Source organism: Chitinophagales bacterium (genome assembly GCA_019694975.1).
Classification (GTDB): Bacteria; Bacteroidota; Bacteroidia; order Chitinophagales; family UBA10324; genus JACCZZ01.
Map to the genome: position 1 here is coordinate 463,452 of JAIBAY010000002.1, position 23,588 is coordinate 487,039.

Consider the following 23,588-nt stretch of genomic DNA (forward strand, 5'->3'; position numbering starts at 1 on the left):
TGATATTCCATAGCATTACCGGACATGATTAATCATTGACTCAACTTCAGCACATTTGCGTAATGATGCATGATCAATAATACATTAATAACTCCCATGAAACCACTGATGCTGTTGACTGCACTGTTGGTTTGGTGCACCACGAATGCACAACGCATACCCGTTTTGCCGCAGATTGATCTTCCGCACAATTACTACTACCGTGAATTATATCTTCCACAACTAACCAGCGGTCCTTCATCGGTAACATGGTCACCGGATGGAACGTTGTTGGTATTTTCCATGAATGGAAGTCTTTGGCAACAACCGTTATATAGTGACACTGCTATTCAACTTACAGACGGTGATGGCTATGACTATCAACCCGACTTTTCACCCGATGGAAAGCAAATCATCTTTGTCCGTTACGATGGCAATTCGATAGAACTGCTCCTCTACGACCTTTCACAAAAAACAACTATCAGCTTAACCGCAAACAAAGCAGTGAACCTCGAGCCACGCTGGTCGCCCGATGGAAAAAAAATAGCATTTGTCTCTACCGCGGGAACCGGGCATTTTCTGTTATACACTGCTACGATTGAAAATAACAAGCTGATTGGGCTGACCTGCGTAACTCCGGACAGAAAAAGTTCTGTAAAACGATATTATTACAGTGCTTACGATCACGCTATCAATCCTGCATGGTCGAAGGATGGAAAGAAAATTTATTTCATTTCCAATCATGAAATTATTCATGGTACGGGTGACATGGCAGTAAAAAATATGTATACCGGTGATGCTCCTGCAACGATACTGCACGAAGAAACATCCTGGCGAATGAAGCCTGATGTTTCACCCGATGGTACGAGGATCGTTTACAGCAGCTATCTTGGCCGCAACTGGCATCAGCTATGGATGATTCCGGCTGATGGTGGTTATCCAATGCAGCTTACTTACGGAGCTTACGATAACTCTTCACCGCGATGGTCACCCGATGGCAAAACGATTGCCTTCATCTCCAACCGCGATGGTAATACTGCGCTCTGGCTGCTTGATGTCTATGACGGCCATCAGCAATTGGTTGCTCAATCGCATCTGCAATACCTGCGGCCCCATGTACCATTAATGATGAAAGTGCTGGATGAAAATGGCAATGAGGTTGCAGCGAGAATCAGCATCACCGACAGCCGGGGTAAATTTTATTCGCCACAGGATGCATGGATACAAGCTGATGATGCAAGATTTCCTGCTGCACAAAAATTCGAATCACATTATTTCCATTATAAAGGATTGATTAAAGTAGCCGTTCCGGACGACCGGACAAACATTACCGTGTCGCACGGTCCAAAATATGCAATAGAAAAATTGCAGTTACAAGGCGTTGCAGCGCTGCTTGATACTGTTGTCATCCGTTTGAAAAGACTATCGCTTCCTGCCGGCACCGGCAACTGGTGGAGTGGTGATGTGCATGTGCACATGAACTATGGCGGCAATTATAGAAACACGCCGGAGCAGCTGGTGAAGCAGGCAGCAGCGGAAGACCTTCAGGTTGTATACAACCTGGTGGTAAACAAAGAGCAGCGTATTCCGGATATTGATTACTTCTCCACCACCGCCGATAAAGCTTCTGATGATAATGTATTGTTGCTGCATGGCCAGGAATTTCATACAAGTTATTGGGGTCATCTTGGTTTGCTTCATCTCAATGACCACCTCATCCTGCCCGATTATGCCGGCTATCCGCATACAGGTGTTGCCAGCCTATTCCCCGACAACACTTTTATAGCAAACCGCGCAAAGCAACAACATGCATTGACCGGCTATGTGCACCCTTTCGAACAATCAGAAATTTTTCCTGATCAGTCTCCGGCACTCACAAATGAACTACCGGTTGATGCCGCACTGGGAAATGTAGATTACTATGAACTGCTTGGCTTCTCCGATCATAAAGCATCGGAAACGGTTTGGTATAAATTACTGAATTGCGGTATCCGTATACCTGCAGCAGCCGGCACAGATGCAATGGCCAATTACGCAAGTTTAAGAGGACCTGTTGGATTGAACCGCGTGTATGTGCAGGCATCCGGACCAATCGAACAGGATACGTTTGAACAGAAATTGCGCGATGGCAAAAGTTTCGTTACCAATGGCCCGCTCCTATACTTTTCTGCAGCAAACAAATTGCCGGGTGACAGCCTGATAGTATACACCGGAAGCAGCTTACTCTCCTACCGGGGATTTTTCCGCAGTGCTGTTCCGGTTGATATAGTGGAAGTGGTATGGAACGGTGAAGTGGTGGCAAGCTATCCGCTCACCGGATCAAAAACCAAACTTGACTTAAACGGCACGCTGAAAGTAAACGGGCCCGGCTGGTTACTGCTGCGGGCAGGCAGTGCAACGGCGCACCCCGATTTGTCTGACATCTATCCTTATGCCAGCACCAATCCCATTTATGTTACCGTACCCGGAATACAACTGCGCTCAAAATCATCCGGAGAATATTTTTTGAAATGGCTCGATCAACTGGCAAATTCAACTGTGCTGCATGATGCCTATCGCAATGAGGAAGAACGGCAGACGGTACTCCGTCATATCAGCGATGCACGCAAGTACTATACATACTGCGTGGAGCATTCCACCATTCGTTAAAGAAACCTAACCGGCAACGTAAGAAAACTGATATCAATCTTTGAGAGGATAGAGTTGATTGATGATTACGAATAAGCCTGTCAGTGCACCGATGAATGAAGCAGCTGAAATTGATTTGGTACAAGAAACTATCTCAAAAGATGCAATCGAAGCGATCATGCCGGATTTACTTCGGCAGCTGTCGATGAATGGAAGAGACCCTGATACCTATCAATCGCGACAGGATGACTCCAGGTATTTTGAGATCGCGACTATTAATTTTATTGCCGGCTTTTATCAGCCATTGCAACTGAAACAATACTACCACCCTCCGCCCAAACTCCGGTACAAACTAACAGTTGAATTCAATTTGCTTTGCAGCAGAAAAGATTCATTCAATTCGGCGCTGAAGAGATTATCCTGCTGAATGATTACTTCGGTGTAGTCGGTGTATCCGAAATTATAGCGGGCTTCGGAAAGTATCAGTGCCTTTCTTGCTGCTTCTACCTGCCGGTGAACAATGTCGTATTGACGCGTGTAGCTTTCATAGTTTTTCAGCGAGTTATCTACATCTGAAAAGGCTTCCAGTATTGTTTCCTGGTATTGATAAGCTGACTGTTGCAGGCGGAACTCTTCGGCTTTCGTCGCATGCTTAAGCTTCCCGAAGTTAAACAAAGGGGCAAACAGCCCTGCACCGCCGCCTGCCGCAAAACCACCTGAAGTTAAAAACGTGTTGAGCTCAGGGCTGGCAAAACCAAGCAATCCTGTAAGACTTATCACCGGCAACCGGTTCGCTTTGGCAACGCCTACCCTGTCGAACTGTGCCTGCATCTGCAGGCTGGCCGACCTGATATCCGGGCGGCGGTCGAGCAATTCAGCCGGTATGCCGGATGGAATGGTGGGAACAATGACCTGATCAACATTCGGCTTCCCGCGGATCACTGTTCCCGGATTCATACCCATCAGCACACGCAACGCATTTTCAATCTGCGTGATCTGCCTTTCGAATTCAGGTATTGCGCCTTCCGCAACATATTCCTGCTGCTCTGCTTGTAATTTATCAAGTTCTGAAACATATCCTGTATCAAAACGTGCCGTAATGATCATGGTATTTTCATGCCGTGAGATCAGTGTGCGTTTGGCGATGTCGAGCCTGTTGTCGAGGTCGCGCAGAATAAAATAATTACTGGCAACTTCCGCAATGAGGCTCACCTGCAAAGCATTCCTGTTTTCTATTTCTGCCAGGAAATCGCTTTGTGCGGCGCGCTTTGCATGGCGCAGCTTTCCCCAGATATCAATTTCCCAGCTGAGTGTACCGAATGCGGATAATGAACCACCATCGAGTTGTCCGAGTTTTTGTGCATCCGTTCCAGCTGTTCCATAGGCTGCTCCTGCAGAAAGCCCAATGGCAGGATACAGATTTGCTTTTACCACACCGGCTATTTCTCTTGCTTCCTCCACGCGCGCCGCTGCAGTGAGTAAATTTCGGTTACTGTCAAGGGTTGTCTTGATGAAACGCGCCAACACGGTGTCCTGGTATAGTGCCACCCACGTCAGATTGGTAATGGAATCAGCTGATACCTGGTTAGGATAGATAGAATCCGTGGCAACCTGCGGCTGCGTAAATTTCCCACCCACCACACAACCGCTGAATAATGAGCCGCAGCAAACTATCAAGAGCAGGTAACTGCTCCGGTTGACTACAACCTGGCTTGTGTTTTTGTTCCGCGAAAAATTTACCGCAGTTAATAGTTTATGTATTGCAGTAGTTGGCAGCTGTTTTTGCTGCATGCCTGATGCACGATCACTGCGTTGTTTAATGGAATGTATTATGTTCATGCTTTGCAGCAACCATTTTACCCATTGACCAATTTGCCTGTTTTCCGCTACAGGTTTATAAGACTGACCTTGCTTTCTCATTTCTCCTGCGCCTCCGACGCTGCCAGTTGCTTTTTCTTTTTGCCTTCTATCATCACGTAAAAAGAGGGAATCAGCATTACGCCGATAATCGTTGCCGCCAGCATACCGGCAAAGACCGCCATGCCCATCACTTTCCTGCCTTCAGCACCGGCACCGGAGGCGGTAAGCAATGGAATAACACCCAGTATAAAGGCAAACGAAGTCATGAGGATGGGCCGGAACCGGAGGCGTGCGCCATCAATGGCGGCCTTGATGGTTTCTTCTCCCGCATCATACTTCATCTTCGCAAATTCCACTATCAGGATAGCATTCTTTGCGTTGAGGCCAATCAGCATCACCAGTCCGATCTGCGCGAAAATATTGTTTACGTAGCTCAGTGAAAAAATACCTGCAACAGCCAACCCGATGAAGGCACCCATCACCGCCCATGGTGTTCCGAGCAGAACACTGAATGGAAGTTTCCAGCTTTCATATTGCGCTGCGAGGATCAGGAATACAAACATAAGCGCCATAAGAAACGCAGTGCCACCGCTTCCTGCCGCTGCTTCTTCCTGGAAAGACATATTGCTCCACTGATATCCCATGTCGGCGGGCAATGTTTCCGCGGCTACTTCTTTCAGCGCCTGCAAAGCCTGCGATGAGCTGTAACCGGTTGCAGGAATGCCGTTTATTTCAGCGGCACGGTAAATATTAAAGTGATTGGTGTACTGCGGACCGCTCGTATCTCTAACCTGTGCCACTGTTCCAAGCGGCACCATGTCGCCATCCTTGTTACGCGCATAAAACTGCTGCAAGTCATCCGGCCTCATCCTGTAACCTGCATCAGCCATCACGTAGGTTTTATATTGCCTTCCGAATTGATTGAAATTATTGACGAATGAACCGCCCAGCAAAACGGAGATGGAACTGTTTACATTATCGAGATTCAACCCGAGCTTGTCAACTTTCTCCTTATCAACCACAATACTTTTCTGCGGAACGTTTGCACGGTATAGTGTGTAGACCTTTCCGATCTCAGGCCTTTTGCTCGCTGCAGCAATAAAGCGCTGCGCCTGTTCCGCAAGATATTGCGGCGAATTACCGCCACGGTCCTGTAACATCATGGTAAAACCCGCACCGTTTCCAAGTCCAATAATCGGCGGTGGTCCGATTGCAATCACGGTTGCTTCCGAAATGCTTTTCATGGCAAGGCCATTGATTTCCTTTGCTATGTCATTTGCCGTCTTGCTTCGCTCTTCCCATGGTTTAAGTGTTATAAAAAACGTAGCCGCATTAGGTGCGACTGTATTATTCAGCAGGTTGTTACCATTCACCGTGGTATACAAAGCTATTTCAGGAATCTTACTGAGGATGGCTTCAATCTTCCTGGTAACGCCATCGGTTCGTTCGAGCGACGCCGCATCGGGCAATAAAGTGCTGATGATAAAATAACCCTGATCTTCTTCGGGCACAAACCCTGAAGGAATCTTCATACCAAGCAACACCGCGACGGCAATGATTACACCGAGAATAGATGTTGAAACAATCAGTTTACGGGCAAAGAATCCGGCAACCTTCACATAGCCGTTCGTAAACCTGTCGAACATGCGGTTGAATGCGGCAAAGAAACGCGCAAGCCAGCCTTTCGATTCTTTTTTAGGCTTTAGCAGTAAGGCAGCCAATGCGGGACTCAGGGTAAGCGCATTGAATGCTGAAAAGCAAACCGAGATGGCAATCGTTATAGCAAACTGCTGATAAAGCCTTCCTGTAATACCGCCGGTGAAAGCCACAGGAACAAACACAGCCGAGAGAATGACGGCAATCGCCACCACAGGCCCTCCTACTTCCTTCATGGCTTTGCTGGTTGCTTCTTTCGGCGACAACCCGTGTTCAATATTATGCATTACAGCCTCTACCACTACGATGGCATCATCTACCACCAGACCAATTGCCAATACCAGCCCGAGCAATGAAAGAACATTGACGGAAAATCCGAGCAATGGAAACACCATAAATGTTCCGATAAGTGATACCGGAACGGTCAGCAACGGAATAAGTGTCGCCCTCCAATCCTGCAGGAATATGAATACCACGAGGATAACAAGGAATACAGCTTCCAGCAGCGTATGGAGAATCTCATCAATACCGGCGGTTACCGCTAACGTGGTATCCAGCGACAAGTCTTTCTTCATGTCGGGGGGAAAGCGTTGTTCCAATTCATCCATTTTTGCCTTCACTGCATCGGCCACCGCAAGTGCATTCGATCCTGGAATCTGGTAAATGGCAATGGTAGAGGCCGCTGAACCGTTGATACGGCTGGTCATGGTATAGTTTTCAGTGCCAAGGTCAATACGAGCCACGTCGCTCATACGAACCAGTGCCCCGTTGGCATTTGACTTCAGGATAATATCACTGAATTGCTGCTCGCTGATGAGGCGTGACTGCAACAAGGCCGTATAGGTGTTCTGCGTTCCGGGAACAGCAGGCTCACCGCCAAAACTTCCGCCGGGTTTGATTACATTTTGTTGTTTGAGCGCGCTGATCACATCCTGTACAGTCAGATCATATTGCGATAACCGGTCGGGCTTCACCCACACCCGCATGGCATATTCCGAACCTCCGAATACAAACACATCACCGACACCATTGATACGTTTCAATTCATCCACCACATTGATGAAACCGTAATTGTTCAGAAACTTTGAATCGTAGGTATTGTTGGGCGACGACAGCGAAACAAGCATCAGCGGAAACGTGAGTGATTTTTTCGTGGTAACACCAAGTGCTGTAACTTCCGGAGGAAGAAATGGTGATGCCTGCGACACACGGTTCTGCGTAAGCATGTTGGCATTATCGAGATTGGTGCCCACATCGAAAGACACTTCCAGCCGCATGGTTCCGTCATTCGCATTTACCGAACGCATGTAGAGCATTTTCTCTACGCCGTTTACCTGCTGTTCAATAGGTGTGGCCACCGTTTGTTCCATGTTGACGGAATTTGCGCCGGTATAAGAGGCATTAATCTGCACCATCGGCGGTGTTATTTCCGGATACTGGGAAATGGGAATACCTCTTAAAACAATCAGCCCGAGAATAACCATCAGGATGGCAATCACCATGGCGAAGATGGGTCGGCGTATGAAGAATTCAGACATGTATAGAGCAGGAGGTTAACATGAAAATTAATTACCGACAGAAGTGGAATCATAAGCATAAGCATTCATAACAGGCTTGATTTCCATATCCGGTTTAATGATTGCATTGCCGATTACCGCCACTTTATCTCCGGCTTTAATACCGTTGGAAATAACCCAATTGCTGCCGACACGCTGACCGACGGTTACCGGTTTTGGCTTAATCCTGTTACTGTCATTGACGAGGTAAGCCATATAGATACTCTGCATCTGATTGATGGCTTGTTGCGGAAGAAGCACTGCGTTTTGTAATTCACCGGCCTTGATTCTTACCTTAACATACTGGCCGGGTTTCAGGAGATGGGTCTTATTTTCGACCAAAGCCTGCACAAGGAGTGAGCCGGTAGCGGGATCCACCTCCCGGTTGGCGAAATCAAGTTTGCCTCTTTCAGAAAACAAAGAGCCGTCACTCAGAATAAACTGTACGTCGAGATTGCGCAGCTGCTCAACCGTCAGCGTTTCCTTGAATTTAAGATAATCGTTTTCAGAAATGGAAAATCGCACACGCATCGCACCAACAGCCGATATGGTATTGATGGAGGATTGACCAAGCGACTTGTTGACATAATCTCCAACCTGTACTTTGGATACTCCGATAAATCCAGTAATGGGAGCAATAATCCTGGAATAACTCAGCTGCGTATTAGCATTGTTTAACCCTGCTTTTGCGGCAAGGACGGACTGTTGCTGTGCTTCGTAGTTTGCCTGTGCAGCATCAAGCTCACGCTGACTTAATGCATTCATTTCCACCAGCGGCCTCACGCGGTCGAGGTCAGCTTTTGCTTTAACCAACATTACTTCTGCTGCAGCAACCTGTGCCTGCGCTGCCTGAACCTGATCACGCAACTGATCATCCTGAATTATATAGAGTGTCTGTCCCTTGTTAACCAGGCTTCCTTCCTTAAAATTGATTGACTCTATCCATCCTTCCACGCGGGGTTTCAGCTCAACATCAGATTGGCCATAGGTCTGACCTACGTATTCAGAAAAAAGCGGCACTGTTTGCTGACCTGCAAGCACCACATTTACTTCAGGCACTATTTCTTTTTTTTCTTCTTTCTTTGAACATGAAAAGAGCGTACTGCTGCACAGCACGGCGATAATAAAATAATCAGCTTTGAATAATCTCATAGGCTTAATGCGCTTTAATAAGCGTGAAAATTAGCAAAAGTCTGATGACTTCCGCATTCAGTTCTTGTCGTTTTGTAAAATCATGAACCCGTATGCTTTTTCAGGATGCCCTGTCAACCTTTGAATAAGAAGCGGCCGCTCAACAACAGATTCCATTTACAGGTGTCAAAATTAGCCAATGCCCGCTTATCTATAAACGCCCCTGTAAAATAAACTGGCCGGCCGCTGAATTGCTTGTGCCATCATTGATCACGATAGCTGCAGCAGATGAGCAGTACTTGTAACATGAATGCGAGTAATTGATCTATGAAAGAGGTTTTTGATGCTGCTTCACCCAGTCAATAAAAAGATTATAACCCAGCGTCAGGATAATAGCTCCGGTAAACAAGCCTATAAATCCGGATTGAATGAATCCTCCTATAGCTCCGAGAAAAACAATGAGCATGGGCACCGGTGCTCCTTTCCCGAGCAGGATAGGCTTCAAAATATTATCTACTGTACCTACAAGCACCATCCATACTGTAAGCATAATAGCTGTTGATGTGGGCGCTGCTGTCCAGATATAAATAATAACTCCGGCCGAAACCGGCAACATACCCAACTGCATTACAGACAACAGAAAACAGATCATCGTCCATAGTCCGGCAAGCGGCACTCCGGCGATGTAGATGCCGATACCCGCTAACATGGCCTGAATAAACGCCACACCCAGAATGCCGCGTGTTACATTACGGATCGTAACTGCAGCAACATTAGTCATTTCTGATCCGCTGTCTCCGGCAACGCGTTTGAAAAACATACCGGTGAAAGCGGCTGCAGCATCTGCATACGCCAGCAATACACCACTCACCACTATAGAGACTGCCAGAATCAGCAAGCCTTTGCCGGTTGATGCTATCAGCCCGAACAACCTGATCAGAATTGCTTTTATCTGTTCCTGGTACTCGATGGCAAATCCCTGCAGGTTATTGACAGCATTGTTCCAGATATCATACAGATACGGACCAATCAGCGGAAATCCTTTCAACTCATCACCGGGCAACGGCAACTTGAAGGTGCCTGCTTTCAACTGATCAGCTAATCCTTTGAGCTCTGATCCCGAAGCAATCAGCATCCATATTGCCGGTGCAATCAGGAGCATGAGCAGAATAGCAGTAATTACACCGGCCGCAAGTTTCTTCTTGTTCCAGAGTCTTTTTCGCAGCGAATTGTAAACAGGATATAATGATACAGCAAGGATCACCGACCAAATTGCAATGGTGATGAATGGTTGCAGGATGCTATAAGACCAGTAAACCAGTAACCCAAGCGCAAAAAGCCTGATCAATAAATCAACTATTTCATCAATCGTTCGGTTTGCGGTAATACCTTTATTCACTGTATTCCAGATATTCGTGCCGTCTTCCGGCTTTTTTTCCATTTTATCTTCCATGATAGATATGATTTATTGTATCCATTGAGTGGTACGGGAAAGTTAAGCATCTTTATTTGAGAAAAGGCAGGATATCAATCAATAGGCCTATAGTTGCTCTGAGGCATTCAGTCATCAAATGTTATTTCCAAAGTCATTATTGCATTACCCGTATAATGCTGCAGGAGATTAAGTTCATCTTGCAGATTTTGGTTTCGTGATTTCATTAATTCGAAAAAAAGCCATTCAGGTAAAAAAACTATTCATAAGATTTCAACTTCGCCTGAAGACACCAATTATAATGTGTAATATGTATGTTTGATCCGGAAAAACATCAGCCGTCAATGAAAAAAATATTTTGGTCTCTTTTCCTTCTCTGCCTTTCTGCATACAATTACCAGGCAGCAGCACAACTTGTCAGCAAAAGTTATTCGACTGCAATCATGAAAGCCTTCCAGAACGGACAAACCTATGCTGTGCTGACTGCTGATGCTTCATTCAATACCTGGTTTCAGACCACATTGGAAAAACAGTGGACCGTGAGTCCAATACAATATATTACCGCCGCACAACTTGATACCGCTGTCATCAACGACAGAAATTTTTTCCTTTATCCCGTCGCCAAGGATGAAAAAACCGCCGCGATCCGGTTGCTTACTACGGATGATCTTACGAAGAAAAGAGAATTCTTCTTTGTGCTTTCACAAGGTGGTTATAAGCAGGCAAAGCTGCTTTTTGCAGCGGGTACAGGTGGCTCAAAGGTGCTGGGCTCATTCCGCTACGGGCCCGACCGTGCCGAACTTACTGCGGGTATGATTGATAATGAGATTATGCTGTCATTGCTTAACCAATCGCTTAAGACGGTCATTGATTATAAGATCAAAAGCATGGTTAAAGATTCAGTTAAATGGACCCTAAGTGATGAGAATGACAGGCAGATCAGTGAAAAGATTTTATTGATCAGCCGTGCCTGCACCGATGGAACGATTGCCCTGGATGACAAGCCTCTGATCAGTGACAAAGTGCTGTCAGATTATGTTTATGAGTACCTGGTGGTGTCAAAAGATTCCATTCAAACATTGTTTGATGAATCTTCAGGTGAATATTGCTACCTCATGCTCTACTACCCCACCGCACATTTTAAAACACTGGAAGACTGCGGAGATATCATTGTGTATGATCCGTTCCTGAAGAAAGTGCTTTACTATGAAGATAACCTTGATGGGCCCTGGATGGAAAAGTGGAAACTTAAACAATTGATGAGCGCGGTGAAATCAAAATGATTGATTAGCCGTTGGCCGCAATATGTGCTGCAGCTATGAATCCTGAAGTCCATGCATGCTGAAAATTATATCCGCCTGTAATACCATCCACATCCATAATCTCTCCTCCGAAATACAGCCCTTTGTATCGCCTGCTCATCATTGAGTTTACATCTATCTCCTCCAGTGCAATGCCGCCTGCACTTACAAACTCTTCCTTAAAAGTGGTTTTGCCATTGGCTGTCATCTCATAGGCCGTGCAATTTACGGCAAGCCGGTTCATCATTACGGTTGACACATCCGCCCAGCGGCAGTTGTCATCAATGCCTGATTCATGCAGCAGGAATTCCCATAACCTTGCGGCCATGCCGGTAAAGTTTCCATTGCTGACTTTTTTGGCGGGGGCAATGAACCGTTGCTCCCTTATTTTTTCAGCCAGGCTTTGTGCGTTATAGGTTGCAGACCAGTTCACAATGAGCTTAAGCCGGTAACCGGCATCTGCCAGTTCCCTGGCAAAGAAAGAAGACAACCTCAAAACAGCCGGACCACTTAACCCCCAGTGTGTAATAAGAATGGGACCCGATGAATTTTTTTTGCAGCCAGCAATTTTAATGCTGGCATTGGTCGCCGTGATACCCATGAGTTTATTTAAAGCATGTCCTGAAAAATTTAAGGTAAATAGCGCGGGTACCGGGTCTTCCAGTTTGAGTTTCAGGTTGCTGAGCCATTCAAAATGCGCTGCCTGCGAAAAACCGCCGCACGCTATCATTACAAAATCAGCAAACTGCCGGTTGCCCGAGCTTTGATACACATGAAATCCTTGTTCAAGCGGTTCAATTTTTACCACCGCAAAATGCAGATGAAGTTCTATATTATACCGGTGCATTTCCTGCAACAGGCAATCAATTATCGCTTGCGAGGTATTCGCTTCCGGAAACATTCTTCCATCAGCTTCCGTTTTCAGCGGAACACCCCGGCTTTGAAACCAGTCAATGGTATCAGTTGTAAAAAACCTGTGAAAAGCCTTTCTCAGGAAACGCCCGCCTCTCGGATAACAATTTGCCATTTCCTGCCGGTCGAAACAGGCATGCGTTACATTGCACCTGCTACCACCGCTTATCTTCACCTTACGCAGCACCTGCCCAGCCTTCTCTACCAGCATGACCTTGAGCACAGGATTCAGCCGTGCTGCATTCACAGCACAAAAGAAACCGGCTGCACCGGCACCAATGACCAACAAGGTTTTTTTAGACATGAATAACGCACATCGATTTTGTCAGTTAGTGTGGTACGGATGCAGCATAATAAAAGGATGATTTGGTGATCAAGCTACAGACGATAAAATTCCATACAACAGTCACAGGAAATATGATGGGCAAGGCTCCTGTTTTGCTCATAGTGGTTTTCGCTTAATAGTTTCTCATGAAAAACCAGGCATGTACATCAATTAACCTCATTCCCCTGTCTGCGTTTAAACTTCAAAGGAAGCATATTTTGTGCAGTTCAAAGGGCTCCCAATAAAAAACACTTTGATTCACCGATTGAAGTATCTGTGAATCAAAGTGTATTGAATAAAGTAACCCTGCTATACGGAGGAAAAATGATCCGGCAATTAACTTGTCAGATGGAATGATTGATCACGCCCGCAGATCTTGCCCTTCCGCTGAAATTATACGATTAGCGGTGTTATTTGCCGTTGACCCAGGTTTCATTCTTGTACTCACCCAGAATAGTCACTTCCTTATTCTTTGCATACTCCCGGGCCGAATTTTCCATTGCCTCCCTGCTTTCATTCCTGATCTTCACGCCTTTAATTTTGGATCCCTTATTCGCTACTTCAATATAGAATCCATCCATCATTTTTGCCGGTCTGGTGGCCGGACGTCCGAAGTTTCCCATTATGATTTGTTTTAAAGAATTAAAAAAATTTCGCGCAAGATATAAAATCTGCGGCAACGAAGCTGAATTTTTCGATAAACCATTGATTTTAAATGACATAACCGGTACCAACGCATATGTTTCTATACGTTGAAGCAACTTTAATATGACTGCTAAGCGGATATAAGCCACAGTTGCAGAACAGCATTCAAATAAAATGTCAGGAGGAAACGGTTGGGATATCACAACGACTCCTTAAAAAAATGAACACTCAGTTTCATCCAAATAAAAAGCCGGCCATTGTTTGACCGGCTTTCATGCTTATCACCAAATAGTTTAAGGCCAGATACCGAGTGTGGTATATGAAGATGCCACCCTGTCAATTGCATACACAAATGCTGCAGTGCGCATATCCTTTATCCGCTTATCCTGCTTCCAGGTTTTACGGATATTCTGGTATGAACTGATCATGGTATCTTCCAAACCGCTGTTAACCAGGTCTACTTCTTCTGCGCCGTGTTCGAGTAATTGTTTGGCGCCTGCATTTAATTTTTGCCCGGTTACGGTTTCAATCTGATCCATAAAGACCTTATTGGTGTTTTCACTGAAACGTTTATCCATACGGCCAAAATGTACGTGCGAGAGGTTCTTCAGCCATTCGAAATAAGACACAGTAACACCGCCGGCATTTAAAAACATATCAGGAACGATCAATGCACCTTTCTTAAGCAGAATCTCTTCCCCGCCGGGCGTACACGGTCCATTCGCGCCTTCAGCAATAATCTTTGCCTTAATGCGAGGTGCATTTTCATCGGTTATAACACTCTCCAGTGCAGCGGGAATCAGAATATCGCAATCTACTTCAAGTGCCACTCCCGGATTCTTCACAATTTTTGCTTTGGGATAGGCAAGCAGGTTTCCTTTTTCAGCTTTCCACTTCATGATATCATCAAGATCCATACCCTTAGGGTTAAGAAGGGCGCAATCTATTTCCGACACCGCTACAAGTATGGCGCCTGCTTCCACAAAAAATTTAGCGGAGTGGTAACCAACATTTCCTAATCCCTGCACCGAGATTCTCTTTCCTTCAATGCCGGTAGTGAGACCAAGCTTCTTCATGTCTTCCGCCACGGCACAAGCTTCCCGAATGCCAAAATAAACTCCGCGGCCTGTAGCTTCTTTCCTGCCGTGAACCCCGCCATTCATAATGGGCTTGCCGGTAACACAGCCATATGCATTAATCTCGCCAGGATGAAAGGCGACATAGGTATCGACAATCCATGACATTTCGCGTTCGCCTGTACCATAGTCCGGAGCGGGAACATCAATGCCGGGGCCAATAAAGTTCTTCTTGATCAATTCAGTGGTGTAGCGCCTTGTGATACGTTCAATTGTATCATCGCTGTATTTCTTTTTGTCAATGCGGATACCACCTTTGGCTCCTCCAAATGGCACATCCACGATAGAACATTTATACGTCATGAGTGCTGCCAATGCCATCACCTCATCCTGGTTCACATCAGGACTGTAGCGTATGCCTCCTTTGCAGGGCACCCTGTGCTGTGAGTGCTGCACGCGGTAGGCCTCGATCACCTCCACGCTTTTCTTCCCGGTTTTTTTATCTTCTACAACTACGGGAAAACGCATCTGGTAAACGCTGTTACAGGCTTTTATCTGTGCCAGCAACCCTGGCTCGTAGTTTAAAAAGTTTGCCGCTTTGTCGAAGTAACGCTCTACATTCTGAAAAAAGCTGTGGCCATTTTGTGTTTCTTTCTTCATGGTTTGTTGTTGTCTTTAATTTTTTTTTCGAGTTGTGAAATTTTTCTTTCCTGGAAAATCAAAAAAATTACGATGCCGGCAAATATAGTAACGAGGATGGTAATCACTACATATAATTTTCCTGACTCACGCAGGAAATTGCCTGCATGCTCATCGAGGCTGTTGCCCTGTGCCTTCAGCAGGAAAATATTCAGAAATAGCAGGGTAAAAAAAATCAGCGCTCTTTTCATTGCCTATTTATTTTAGGAACCGGGTGAATCTAAAACTTCTGCAGCAGTTGCCGTGGTGTTAAATATTTCCTTTCCGGCTGTCAGACTCATCTCCATCAGGCGTATGCGTGCAACAAGTGTCATGATCCATATGCCAAGCAAACTCCAGCCAAGCACTGCAGGATAAAACACCAGCCGCATACCTCCGTCAAGGTCATAAGCGGAAAATCCGGGGTTACCTCCGTTTCCGGGGTGGAGCGAGTCCGTCAGGCGCGGAACGATGAAGATGGCAGGAATAAAAATAGCATAGGCCATGATATTAAAAACTGCCGAAACTTTGGCACGGCGGTCAATATCATCAATTGAATTGCGTAATACAAAATAGGCCAGGTAAATGAGTAACCCCACGGCAGCACCCATGAGTTTGGGATCATTCGTCCACCAGGCGCCCCAGGTAGTGCGGGCCCATTGCATGCCGGTCAGGATTCCAAGCACGCCCATCAGCAGGCCGATACGTGCCGCAGCGGTGGCATAAATGTCAAACACCAGGTTATTCCGTGAAAGAAACCGGATACTGTATATCATTGAAATCAACAACAAGATCGTCATGCCAAACCACATCGGCACATGGAAATAAAGATTACGGATCGATTCATGCAGAATCGGTAAAGCAGGTGAAGGCATCAGAAATCCCGCGATGATCGTATAGGTGATCAGCAATACACACAGCACTTTCCACCAATATTGCTTCATAAAAGCTGCTATTAAGACCGACTGTTTACAGGACAATAGTATAACCTTCTGACTGGTAAATTGCTGCCTGCAAAGATGAACAGGAATGGGATATCGTTAAGCAAGGCAAACTGCTGCGTGAATGGAAGAGCGTTAATTTTCATTCGCGCCAAAGATAAGGAAATAATAAAACCGCCATTGAAACCATTATCACGTTGAGGGAGAACAGCAAGGCAAAATCACGTACAGGGTAGTTTTCAATGTGATTCAGTAAAGCGGTTTGGGTGAGTTTAATCAGCAGCAATAGCACAGGAATAATAAACGGCAAGCTCAAGATTGCCATCAGTGCCACATTTTGATTGGCTTTTGCTGCAATGGCAGACATCATCGTAAAAGCGAGCCCGAAACTGACGCTTCCCAGCATCACCACAATGATGAAATACGGCAACTGTTCAACGGGACTTTTATTCACCAGCATATAAAGCGACATTCCCACAATGGCAAGCAATAACATCATGCCGCTGTTATAAATAAGTTTCGACAGAATAACAGCCCGAGGATGAGCGATGGAATAATAATACAGCATACGCCCTTTGTTTTCCTGCATAAAACTCTTGGCCACCGCATTCACTGCCGTGAACAGTAAGATGATCCAGAATAAGGTAACCCATACAACGGGATCCATTTCAATAAAACTGATATACACCAGGAAAATCGTTGCAGCGAGGTAAAGCATTATTCCGCTGAATGCGTAGCGCTGCCGCCATTCCAGCTGAATGTCCTTTCGGATAAGTGCTTTTGTTTCCTGCCACATTGCTGCGAAATTAAGCAGAAGTTTTTATGCAGATTCATACTTACCTGCATTCTGCTGCTGGCGGCCTTCGTCTATTCATTGATTGTTTTGTGAAGGTCATTCTTTTTCACAACGTGTTCAACCTGTTATCCTAAACAAACAGTAATCCATCACATCCTCATAAAAACCAACGATTATCATTCATTTTCAACTTTTCATTCTTTATTTTTCCCCCATGAAGAAAATCCTAATTGCCAACAGGGGCGAGATTGCTATGCGTGTCATGCGATCTGCAAAGGAGATGGGTATCAGCACGGTGGCTGTTTATTCAGAAGCCGACCGCAATGCCATGCATGTGCGTTATGCGGATGAAGCAGTTTGCATCGGCCCGCCGCCTTCCAATCAATCATATTTGTTAGGTGATAAGATTATTGAGGTCTGCCATCGTTTGAAGGTGGATGCCATTCATCCCGGCTACGGATTTCTGAGTGAGAATGCGGCCTTTGCCCGCAAAGTGCGGGAAGAAGGACTCATCTTTATCGGGCCTTCACCGGAAGCCATGGAACTGATGGGCAGCAAACTTGCGGCAAAAGAAACAGCGAAGAAACATAAAGTGCCGCTTGTGCCCGGTACTGAACAGCCGATCAGCGATATTGATACAGCCAAAAAAATCGCCACCGGCATCGGTTATCCTGTTTTGATAAAAGCATCGGCGGGTGGCGGTGGCAAAGGAATGCGTGTGGTTCAAAATGAAGCAGAATTTGAAGAACAGGTAACGCGCGCCATCAGCGAGGCCAAAGCCGCATTTGGTGATGGTTCAGTCTTTATTGAAAAATATGTAACAGCACCCCGGCATATTGAAATCCAGATTCTCGGCGATCAGCATGGAAACCTTGTTTACCTGTTTGAACGCGAATGTTCCATTCAACGCAGGCATCAGAAACTGATTGAAGAAGCACCTTCCTCCATATTGACACCTGAAATGAGGAAGGCCATGGGAAACAGCGCGATTGCATTAGCAAAAGCATGTGGTTATTATAATGCGGGCACTGTTGAATTCCTGGTGGATGACAAGCTCAATTATTATTTCCTGGAAATGAATACAAGGTTGCAGGTGGAACATCCTGTGACAGAATTTATTACGGGCCTTGATCTTGTGAAGGAGCAAATCAGGATTGCCCGCGGAGAAAAACTGACTTTCAGGCAGGAAGACCTTACTATTCATGGCCATGCCATGGAACTCAGGGTGTGCGCCGAGGATCCGCTCAATAATTTCTTACCTGATATCGGCCGGCTCAATACATACCGTCGTCCGCAAGGGCCCGGAGTGCGCGTGGACGACGGATTTGAAGAAGGGATGGACATACCCATCCACTATGATCCTTTACTGGCAAAGCTGATTGCCTATGGTAAAAACCGGAGTGAAGCCATTGAGCGGCTCATCCGCGCCATTGAAGAATATGAGATCGCCGGCGTTCAAACCACCCTGACATTCGGAAAATGGGTGCTACAACATCCGGCTTTTGTAAGCGGAAATTTTGATACCGGATTCATTCCAAAATATTTTGTTCCGGGAAGTATTTCATTGGAAGAACAGGATACTGAAGAAAAAGAAATCGCCGCCTTGCTTAGTATTGCATTGTCCGGGGCTGCTGATAAAGTACCATCAAAAGTGAATTCTGCAATGGCAAGTCCGGTGCAACATTCTAACTGGAGAAAAAACAGGCTGGCATAACCGGCCGCAGGTGGCCGTTCGTTTCACTTAGATGCCATCAACGGCAATCACAGATGATCAATGGTGTGGTAACCTCATTGCTCATGTGCCCTGCCCTGTCATTGATAAAAATCGTATAGAAGAAGGTATCTACCGGTATGCCCGGGCGGCAGTTAAACGGGGAAAACACATAGCTGATCGTTCCGGAGATATCTTTCACGTTGCCTTCCGGCGTAATGTTTGGAAACTGAAAGGTATTAATGAAGCCGGTACGGCTGTCTTTGAAAAACAAATTGGGGACGGTATCGCTGCTGGATGCTCCAAGATCACCATCACCGTCTGTAAATGAAAGAACAAACGTTATGGAATCGAAAGCAGGTTGCCCTTTCACATAGGTTTTTGAAATGGAATCAAAAACGATAACGGGCTCTATAGGATACTCAGGCGGATTGAGACATGAAGCCAACAGGGTTAATAGCAACGCAGTGACAAGCAACTGATATTTCATGATTCACCGAAATTATAAAATCTTTTCTTTGCAATGAAAGGGATGCATGCTAATGAAATGCTCCGGAAGCAAGATGACCGACAGAACCCACCTCCGTTCATGCGTTTTTGATACTGACAAAAGCACGTTCACAAAAGTTGCTGTAGATCTTTTCCATTACCAGTACCAGCATAATCCTGTCTATCGGGAATATTGCTCCTTATTAAAAACTGATACCTCCGCTGTAACAAGTATTGAACAGATCCCCTTTTTACCGATTGATTTCTTCAAGACACACAGGGTAGTAACCGGAACGCTGCCGGTACAAAAAATCTTCAGCAGCAGCGGCACAACCGGGCAGCAAATCAGCCGTCACCATGTATGTGATCTGCCACTTTATAACGAAAGTTTCAGCAAATGCTTTAATATGTTCCTGGGGCCGCCTGAAGATAGTTGCCTGCTGGCCCTGCTGCCCTCTTATTTGGAAAGAGAAGGATCATCGCTGGTGTATATGGTCAGGCAATTGATAGAAAAAAGCGGTGCGCCGGAGAGTGGCTTCTACCGATATAATCTCAATGATCTGTACCGGCAACTGCTGCAACTGGAAGAAAACCAAAAGCAGACGATATTGCTTGGTGTGACTTTCGGGCTCCTTGAATTTATTGCTGCATACCATATCACCCTGCGCCATACGCGCGTGATTGAAACCGGCGGGATGAAAGGACGAGGCGAAGAATTGACGCGTGAATCGCTGCACCATAAGTTAAGTACGGCACTCGGTACCGAAAGGATTTACAGCGAATATGGGATGACGGAATTATTGTCTCAGGCTTATATGCTGGATGACAGGAAATTTCACACTCCGCCATGGATGAAAGTAGTGATCAGGGATGTGAATGATCCATTGCAACTGATTGGCCATGGCAAAACCGGTGCGATCAATATCATCGACCTGGCCAACATTGATTCCTGCTGTTTCATTGCAACTGCCGACCTGGGCAAATCATTTCCGGATAATACCTTCGAAACACTCGGAAGGATGGATGACAGTGATGTGAGAGGATGTAACCTAATGTGGGAAGCTTAACTGTTTTTCAAAGTTACCGGCAGTAGCGCAGTATGCAGATCGGGCAACAAACAATTTTAATGTATCATATGATACAGTCAGTCGCTTAATTGATTCAAGATGATTTTATACTTTTAGAAAAAAATGACTATGAAAGCATCAGTAACCCTTTTGGCAGTTTTCATTTCAACACTGATAGTTCAGCAAAGCAAAGCGCAAAACGCCGACATGGATGCACAAATGAAAGCCTGGTCAGCGTACATGACACCCGGCTCCGAACATAAAAAAATGGCAGCAGGCGCCGGTGACTGGAGAGCCAGCACACTCATGTGGATGGATCCTGCACAACCACCCATGACACTGGATGCCAAGGTCAACAGTGAAATGATCCTGGGCGACCGCTATATGGTATCACATTATTACGGTGAAATGTCGGGAATGCCATTTGAAGGTATTTCAACCATGGGTTTTGACAATGCATCCAAAAAGTATGTGAGTTCATGGATTGATAATATGAGTACGGGCATTATGTATATGGATGGCATATGGCGTGATGATATAAACGGTATTGAATTCAAAGGGAATGGCATTGATCCTGCAACCGGCAAATCAATTCCAATGCGCCAGGTTTTCATATTTAAGGATGAAAAAACGCAGGTGATGCAAATGTATGAAGTAAGGAAAGGCAAGGAAATGAAAACCATGGAGATGACACTGACAAAAATGTAAATCAACTATCATCACATCATCCGGGTGTTGCAATAAATCAAGTCTGGCTGCAGCAAGAAAAGCCTTGACACAGCTTGAAAGACTGCAAACAACTTCAAATACCCTCAAAATTACACAGATCACAATAAAGCCTTTAGGACGTCCATTTGAGCGATCGCCTGAAAAAATTTATTTTTGCCTTACGCACTGCCTGCAAAACTGGTGTGATAAAAGGGAATCTTTCGACAGATGTCTGTAGCAGATTTGATCGAATCCGGTATTGTTGAGTTATACTGCCTTGGCATTGCCAGTGAAGAAGAAAATTTGCTGGTAGAACAGCTTGCCGTTGACAGTCCGGAACTGAAGGCGGAGATTAGTGCTATCAATGAAGTGTTGGCGCTATATGCCGTGGAGGGTTCCAAACTGAAGCCATCACAAAAGATGAAAGAAAAGATTATTGCATCCCTTCAAACTTCAGACACCCCTTTACCATCCAGCCTTCCGCCTGTATTAACAATTCAATCAACTGTAGATTCCTGGCTGGCCTATCTCGACAGTCATAACATTGAAATGCCGCGTACTGATTTTGATCTCATCATGAAAGAGCTTCCGGGAACAGCAGATTATTTCACCTATGTTGTGTTTGCCAATCCAGGCGCTGTTGTATCGGAGGAGATGCATGAAGGACACGAGGAATACCTCCTGATTTGCAAAGGAGAATGTGAGATGAACATTGCAGGTCAGACAAGACAATATAAGGAAGGTGATTTTCTCCACATTGCGCCCGGAACAAGGCATACTGCCGTTGTTACCGGTACAGCATCGATGATCGTAATCGGTCAAAGACGCGCTGCGTGAAGCGAGTATGGCAATGCATTAAAATACTCCGGTAACATTTCGATAGCATGCTGCTTCGTTTAGATATGGTTATCTATTAATTTTTTGAAGCGACAAACATCCGGAAATCAATCAGAGAATACACGTCTTCAATAATTCCGGAAGATTGAACTATCCTCCTTCCAGCTCCGTCTCCACCCTGCCGATTTCAGCACCAAGCAGATGAAGCAATTCAAATTTAAGTGCATTCAAGAGGAAAACATTTCCCTTGACCTGATTGATATATTCACCGGCTTTCTCCTTTTGCTCTTTCATCATTACGGGCAGTTCCTTATCCAGGAAGTTAAGATGTCTGATGATAGCTTGTTGTTGCATTTTCCCTTCTTCCGTTAGCGAGAATGAACCAAAAATCCGTTGCCAGAAGCCGATATGGATGAGTGGTTTTAATTCGCCTGCCAGTAAATATTTTCTTTTGAAATTTTCCTCTCCTTTCGACGCTTTAATGGCGATCTGTATAAAATGCGTGAATAAAATCTTTGATGCAGGCTTCTTATAAAACGGGTAGAGAAAAATCATTTCATGCAATAGTGGTTCTTCCTTTTTAAAATTTCGTCCGGCCACTACGTATGCTAACGACAATGTTGCATTTCCCTGAACGGGCTGCATATCATAGTTCAGCAGGTGCAATGCCTGCCGTGTGAGTAAATCCATCATGGTGAACTGCATGAAATCGCGCAGCCTCGATTCATAAGGACGGAGCAGCATCAGTGTTTCAGCCGGCGAAAGTTTTGAAAGTAATTCCATCTTCGCAAAGTTAATTCAACTATGCCGGCCTGTCTAAAGGAATTAATACCACGGCACCAGCATCGCTATATAACGCTGATACTGGACGTACTGCGGGTTTTTAGCAAGCATATGTTCCTCCATCATGGGAATGCTGATGAAAATAAACATCATAGTCATTAGTATCGGGCCAATAATCGTCCACCAGAAAGATATGCTTGCCGCCAGTGCAAAGAGGTAAATGCCCCACCAGAAAAGAACCTCGCCGAAATAGTTGGGATGACGTGAATACCGCCACAAACCAATGGTGCAGAAGTCGCGTTCGTCCTTCCGGTCTTCACGGAAACTACGCTGCTGATCATCCGCAATCAGTTCAATCAATGTGGCACACAAGCAGATCAGGAATGCCAGCACATCGAGAATGCCCGATTCATACGCCTGCTGTCTCACGGCATAGTATGCCGGTAACATGGCGCAGAAAACGATGGCAGTTGGAAAAAGATGAATACCGAAAAAGTTAACCAGAGGAAAATAAGCGCCGGTTTTCTTGCGTAACAATCCATATCGCCAGTCTTCCTGCTTCACACTTTTCCATCCCCGTGCCCAGTTGAAAGTCAGACGGCTGCCCCACACGGCTAAAGCCAGCATCAGGTATTCGAACCGCATGGTGTAATTGATCTGGCTCATAAATGTCCAGTAAAAACAGAGTGCAAATGGTGCAAGGCTCCAGTAAGGGTCATAAAAGCTGGCATTCCGGAACAGCAAACCTATCACGAATATCACCACCGTTGCTATCACATCAGCATAAAATGAGGTGGCCAGAATGGATTGCTGATCCTGAAAAAAAAAGATAAACAGGAATCCGGCGCCAAAAGACAAGATATAAGCGAAGAAAATGACAGAGTACCTGATGATCTCTTTACGATAGCGTTTCAGCATGCATACAATATACAAATATTGGCCTGATCAGGAAGTGTATACAAATCCGTGCACAGGAAAAACCTGATGGTGAAGAATTACTTAATACGGGCTGTAAAACAGTTGGATGTTGAGACTAAAAAAATCTCATGCTGCGGAGAATACAACTTTCCTGCAGAT

At 45.5% G+C, this 23,588-nt stretch carries 19 protein-coding genes; 6 read left to right on the plus strand and 13 right to left on the minus strand.

Annotated features, from left to right (window positions below; translation table 11 throughout):
* Positions 1 to 96 precede the first annotated feature (96 nt).
* A complete protein-coding gene (locus K1X61_05080) occupies positions 97 to 2,628 on the plus strand; it encodes a CehA/McbA family metallohydrolase (protein ID MBX7108003.1) in 2,532 nt (843 codons plus the stop codon).
* Positions 2,629 to 2,928: 300 nt separating this feature from the next.
* Here K1X61_05080 and K1X61_05085 read toward each other — a convergent pair whose 3' ends face one another.
* The 4 genes from K1X61_05085 to K1X61_05100 all read right to left on the minus strand — a co-directional run bounded on the left by K1X61_05085 (position 2,929) and on the right by K1X61_05100 (position 10,263).
* Complete coding sequence (locus tag K1X61_05085; GenBank protein ID MBX7108004.1) at positions 2,929 to 4,446, minus strand: TolC family protein; 1,518 nt, start codon at positions 4,444 to 4,446, stop codon at positions 2,929 to 2,931.
* Between the two features lie 77 nt (positions 4,447 to 4,523).
* Positions 4,524 to 7,661, minus strand: coding sequence for a multidrug efflux RND transporter permease subunit (locus tag K1X61_05090; GenBank protein ID MBX7108005.1), 3,138 nt, complete (start codon positions 7,659 to 7,661; stop codon positions 4,524 to 4,526).
* A gap of 27 nt (positions 7,662 to 7,688) precedes the next feature.
* On the minus strand, positions 7,689 to 8,831 hold the full coding sequence (locus K1X61_05095; GenBank protein ID MBX7108006.1) for an efflux RND transporter periplasmic adaptor subunit: 1,143 nt from the start codon (positions 8,829 to 8,831) through the stop codon (positions 7,689 to 7,691).
* A gap of 304 nt (positions 8,832 to 9,135) precedes the next feature.
* On the minus strand, positions 9,136 to 10,263 hold the full coding sequence (locus tag K1X61_05100; GenBank protein ID MBX7108007.1) for an AI-2E family transporter: 1,128 nt from the start codon (positions 10,261 to 10,263) through the stop codon (positions 9,136 to 9,138).
* 323 nt (positions 10,264 to 10,586) lie between these two features.
* On the opposite strand from K1X61_05100, the gene K1X61_05105 reads away from it, so the two are divergent.
* Positions 10,587 to 11,525: a hypothetical protein gene (locus K1X61_05105; GenBank protein MBX7108008.1), complete on the plus strand. Its 939-nt coding sequence runs from the start codon at positions 10,587 to 10,589 to the stop codon at positions 11,523 to 11,525.
* 4 nt (positions 11,526 to 11,529) lie between these two features.
* On the opposite strand, the gene K1X61_05110 is transcribed toward K1X61_05105, so the two are convergent.
* The 6 genes from K1X61_05110 to K1X61_05135 form a co-directional block, all read right to left on the minus strand.
* Complete coding sequence (locus K1X61_05110) at positions 11,530 to 12,759, minus strand: NAD(P)/FAD-dependent oxidoreductase (GenBank protein MBX7108009.1); 1,230 nt, start codon at positions 12,757 to 12,759, stop codon at positions 11,530 to 11,532.
* A 431-nt stretch (positions 12,760 to 13,190) separates the two neighbouring features.
* Entirely contained in the window at positions 13,191 to 13,403 is a 213-nt protein-coding gene (locus K1X61_05115) for a hypothetical protein (GenBank protein ID MBX7108010.1), read from the minus strand.
* Positions 13,404 to 13,718: 315 nt separating this feature from the next.
* Positions 13,719 to 15,161 carry a Glu/Leu/Phe/Val dehydrogenase gene (locus K1X61_05120; GenBank protein MBX7108011.1) on the minus strand — a complete coding sequence of 481 codons (1,443 nt, stop codon included), beginning with the start codon at positions 15,159 to 15,161 and terminating at the stop codon, positions 13,719 to 13,721.
* Positions 15,158 to 15,391, minus strand: coding sequence for a hypothetical protein (locus K1X61_05125; protein MBX7108012.1), 234 nt, complete (start codon positions 15,389 to 15,391; stop codon positions 15,158 to 15,160). Before K1X61_05125 ends, K1X61_05120 begins: the two co-directional genes overlap by 4 nt.
* A 12-nt stretch (positions 15,392 to 15,403) precedes the next feature.
* Positions 15,404 to 16,123 (minus strand): cytochrome c biogenesis protein CcsA, encoded by a 720-nt coding sequence (ccsA, locus tag K1X61_05130; protein MBX7108013.1) that lies wholly within the window; start codon positions 16,121 to 16,123, stop codon positions 15,404 to 15,406.
* Positions 16,124 to 16,262: 139 nt separating this feature from the next.
* A complete protein-coding gene (locus K1X61_05135) occupies positions 16,263 to 16,916 on the minus strand; it encodes a heme exporter protein CcmB (GenBank protein MBX7108014.1) in 654 nt (217 codons plus the stop codon).
* Between the two features lie 214 nt (positions 16,917 to 17,130).
* Between K1X61_05135 and accC the strand changes: the two genes are divergently transcribed.
* On the plus strand, positions 17,131 to 18,630 hold the full coding sequence (gene accC, locus K1X61_05140) for an acetyl-CoA carboxylase biotin carboxylase subunit (GenBank protein ID MBX7108015.1): 1,500 nt from the start codon (positions 17,131 to 17,133) through the stop codon (positions 18,628 to 18,630).
* Between the two features lie 37 nt (positions 18,631 to 18,667).
* Here accC and K1X61_05145 read toward each other — a convergent pair whose 3' ends face one another.
* Positions 18,668 to 19,117, minus strand: coding sequence for a hypothetical protein (locus K1X61_05145; GenBank protein ID MBX7108016.1), 450 nt, complete (start codon positions 19,115 to 19,117; stop codon positions 18,668 to 18,670).
* A gap of 73 nt (positions 19,118 to 19,190) precedes the next feature.
* Between K1X61_05145 and K1X61_05150 the strand changes: the two genes are divergently transcribed.
* The 3 genes from K1X61_05150 to K1X61_05160 all read left to right on the plus strand — a co-directional run bounded on the left by K1X61_05150 (position 19,191) and on the right by K1X61_05160 (position 21,728).
* Positions 19,191 to 20,183, plus strand: coding sequence for an acyl transferase (locus K1X61_05150; GenBank protein MBX7108017.1), 993 nt, complete (start codon positions 19,191 to 19,193; stop codon positions 20,181 to 20,183).
* Positions 20,184 to 20,312: 129 nt separating this feature from the next.
* Positions 20,313 to 20,891: a DUF1579 domain-containing protein gene (locus K1X61_05155; protein ID MBX7108018.1), complete on the plus strand. Its 579-nt coding sequence runs from the start codon at positions 20,313 to 20,315 to the stop codon at positions 20,889 to 20,891.
* Between the two features lie 228 nt (positions 20,892 to 21,119).
* Positions 21,120 to 21,728, plus strand: a complete 609-nt coding sequence (locus tag K1X61_05160; GenBank protein ID MBX7108019.1) for a cupin domain-containing protein — start codon at positions 21,120 to 21,122, stop codon at positions 21,726 to 21,728.
* A 150-nt stretch (positions 21,729 to 21,878) separates the two neighbouring features.
* On the opposite strand, the gene K1X61_05165 is transcribed toward K1X61_05160, so the two are convergent.
* Positions 21,879 to 22,511 carry a hypothetical protein gene (locus tag K1X61_05165; protein ID MBX7108020.1) on the minus strand — a complete coding sequence of 211 codons (633 nt, stop codon included), beginning with the start codon at positions 22,509 to 22,511 and terminating at the stop codon, positions 21,879 to 21,881.
* Between the two features lie 42 nt (positions 22,512 to 22,553).
* A complete protein-coding gene (locus K1X61_05170; protein ID MBX7108021.1) occupies positions 22,554 to 23,429 on the minus strand; it encodes a DUF1295 domain-containing protein in 876 nt (291 codons plus the stop codon).
* Positions 23,430 to 23,588: the final 159 nt, after the last annotated feature.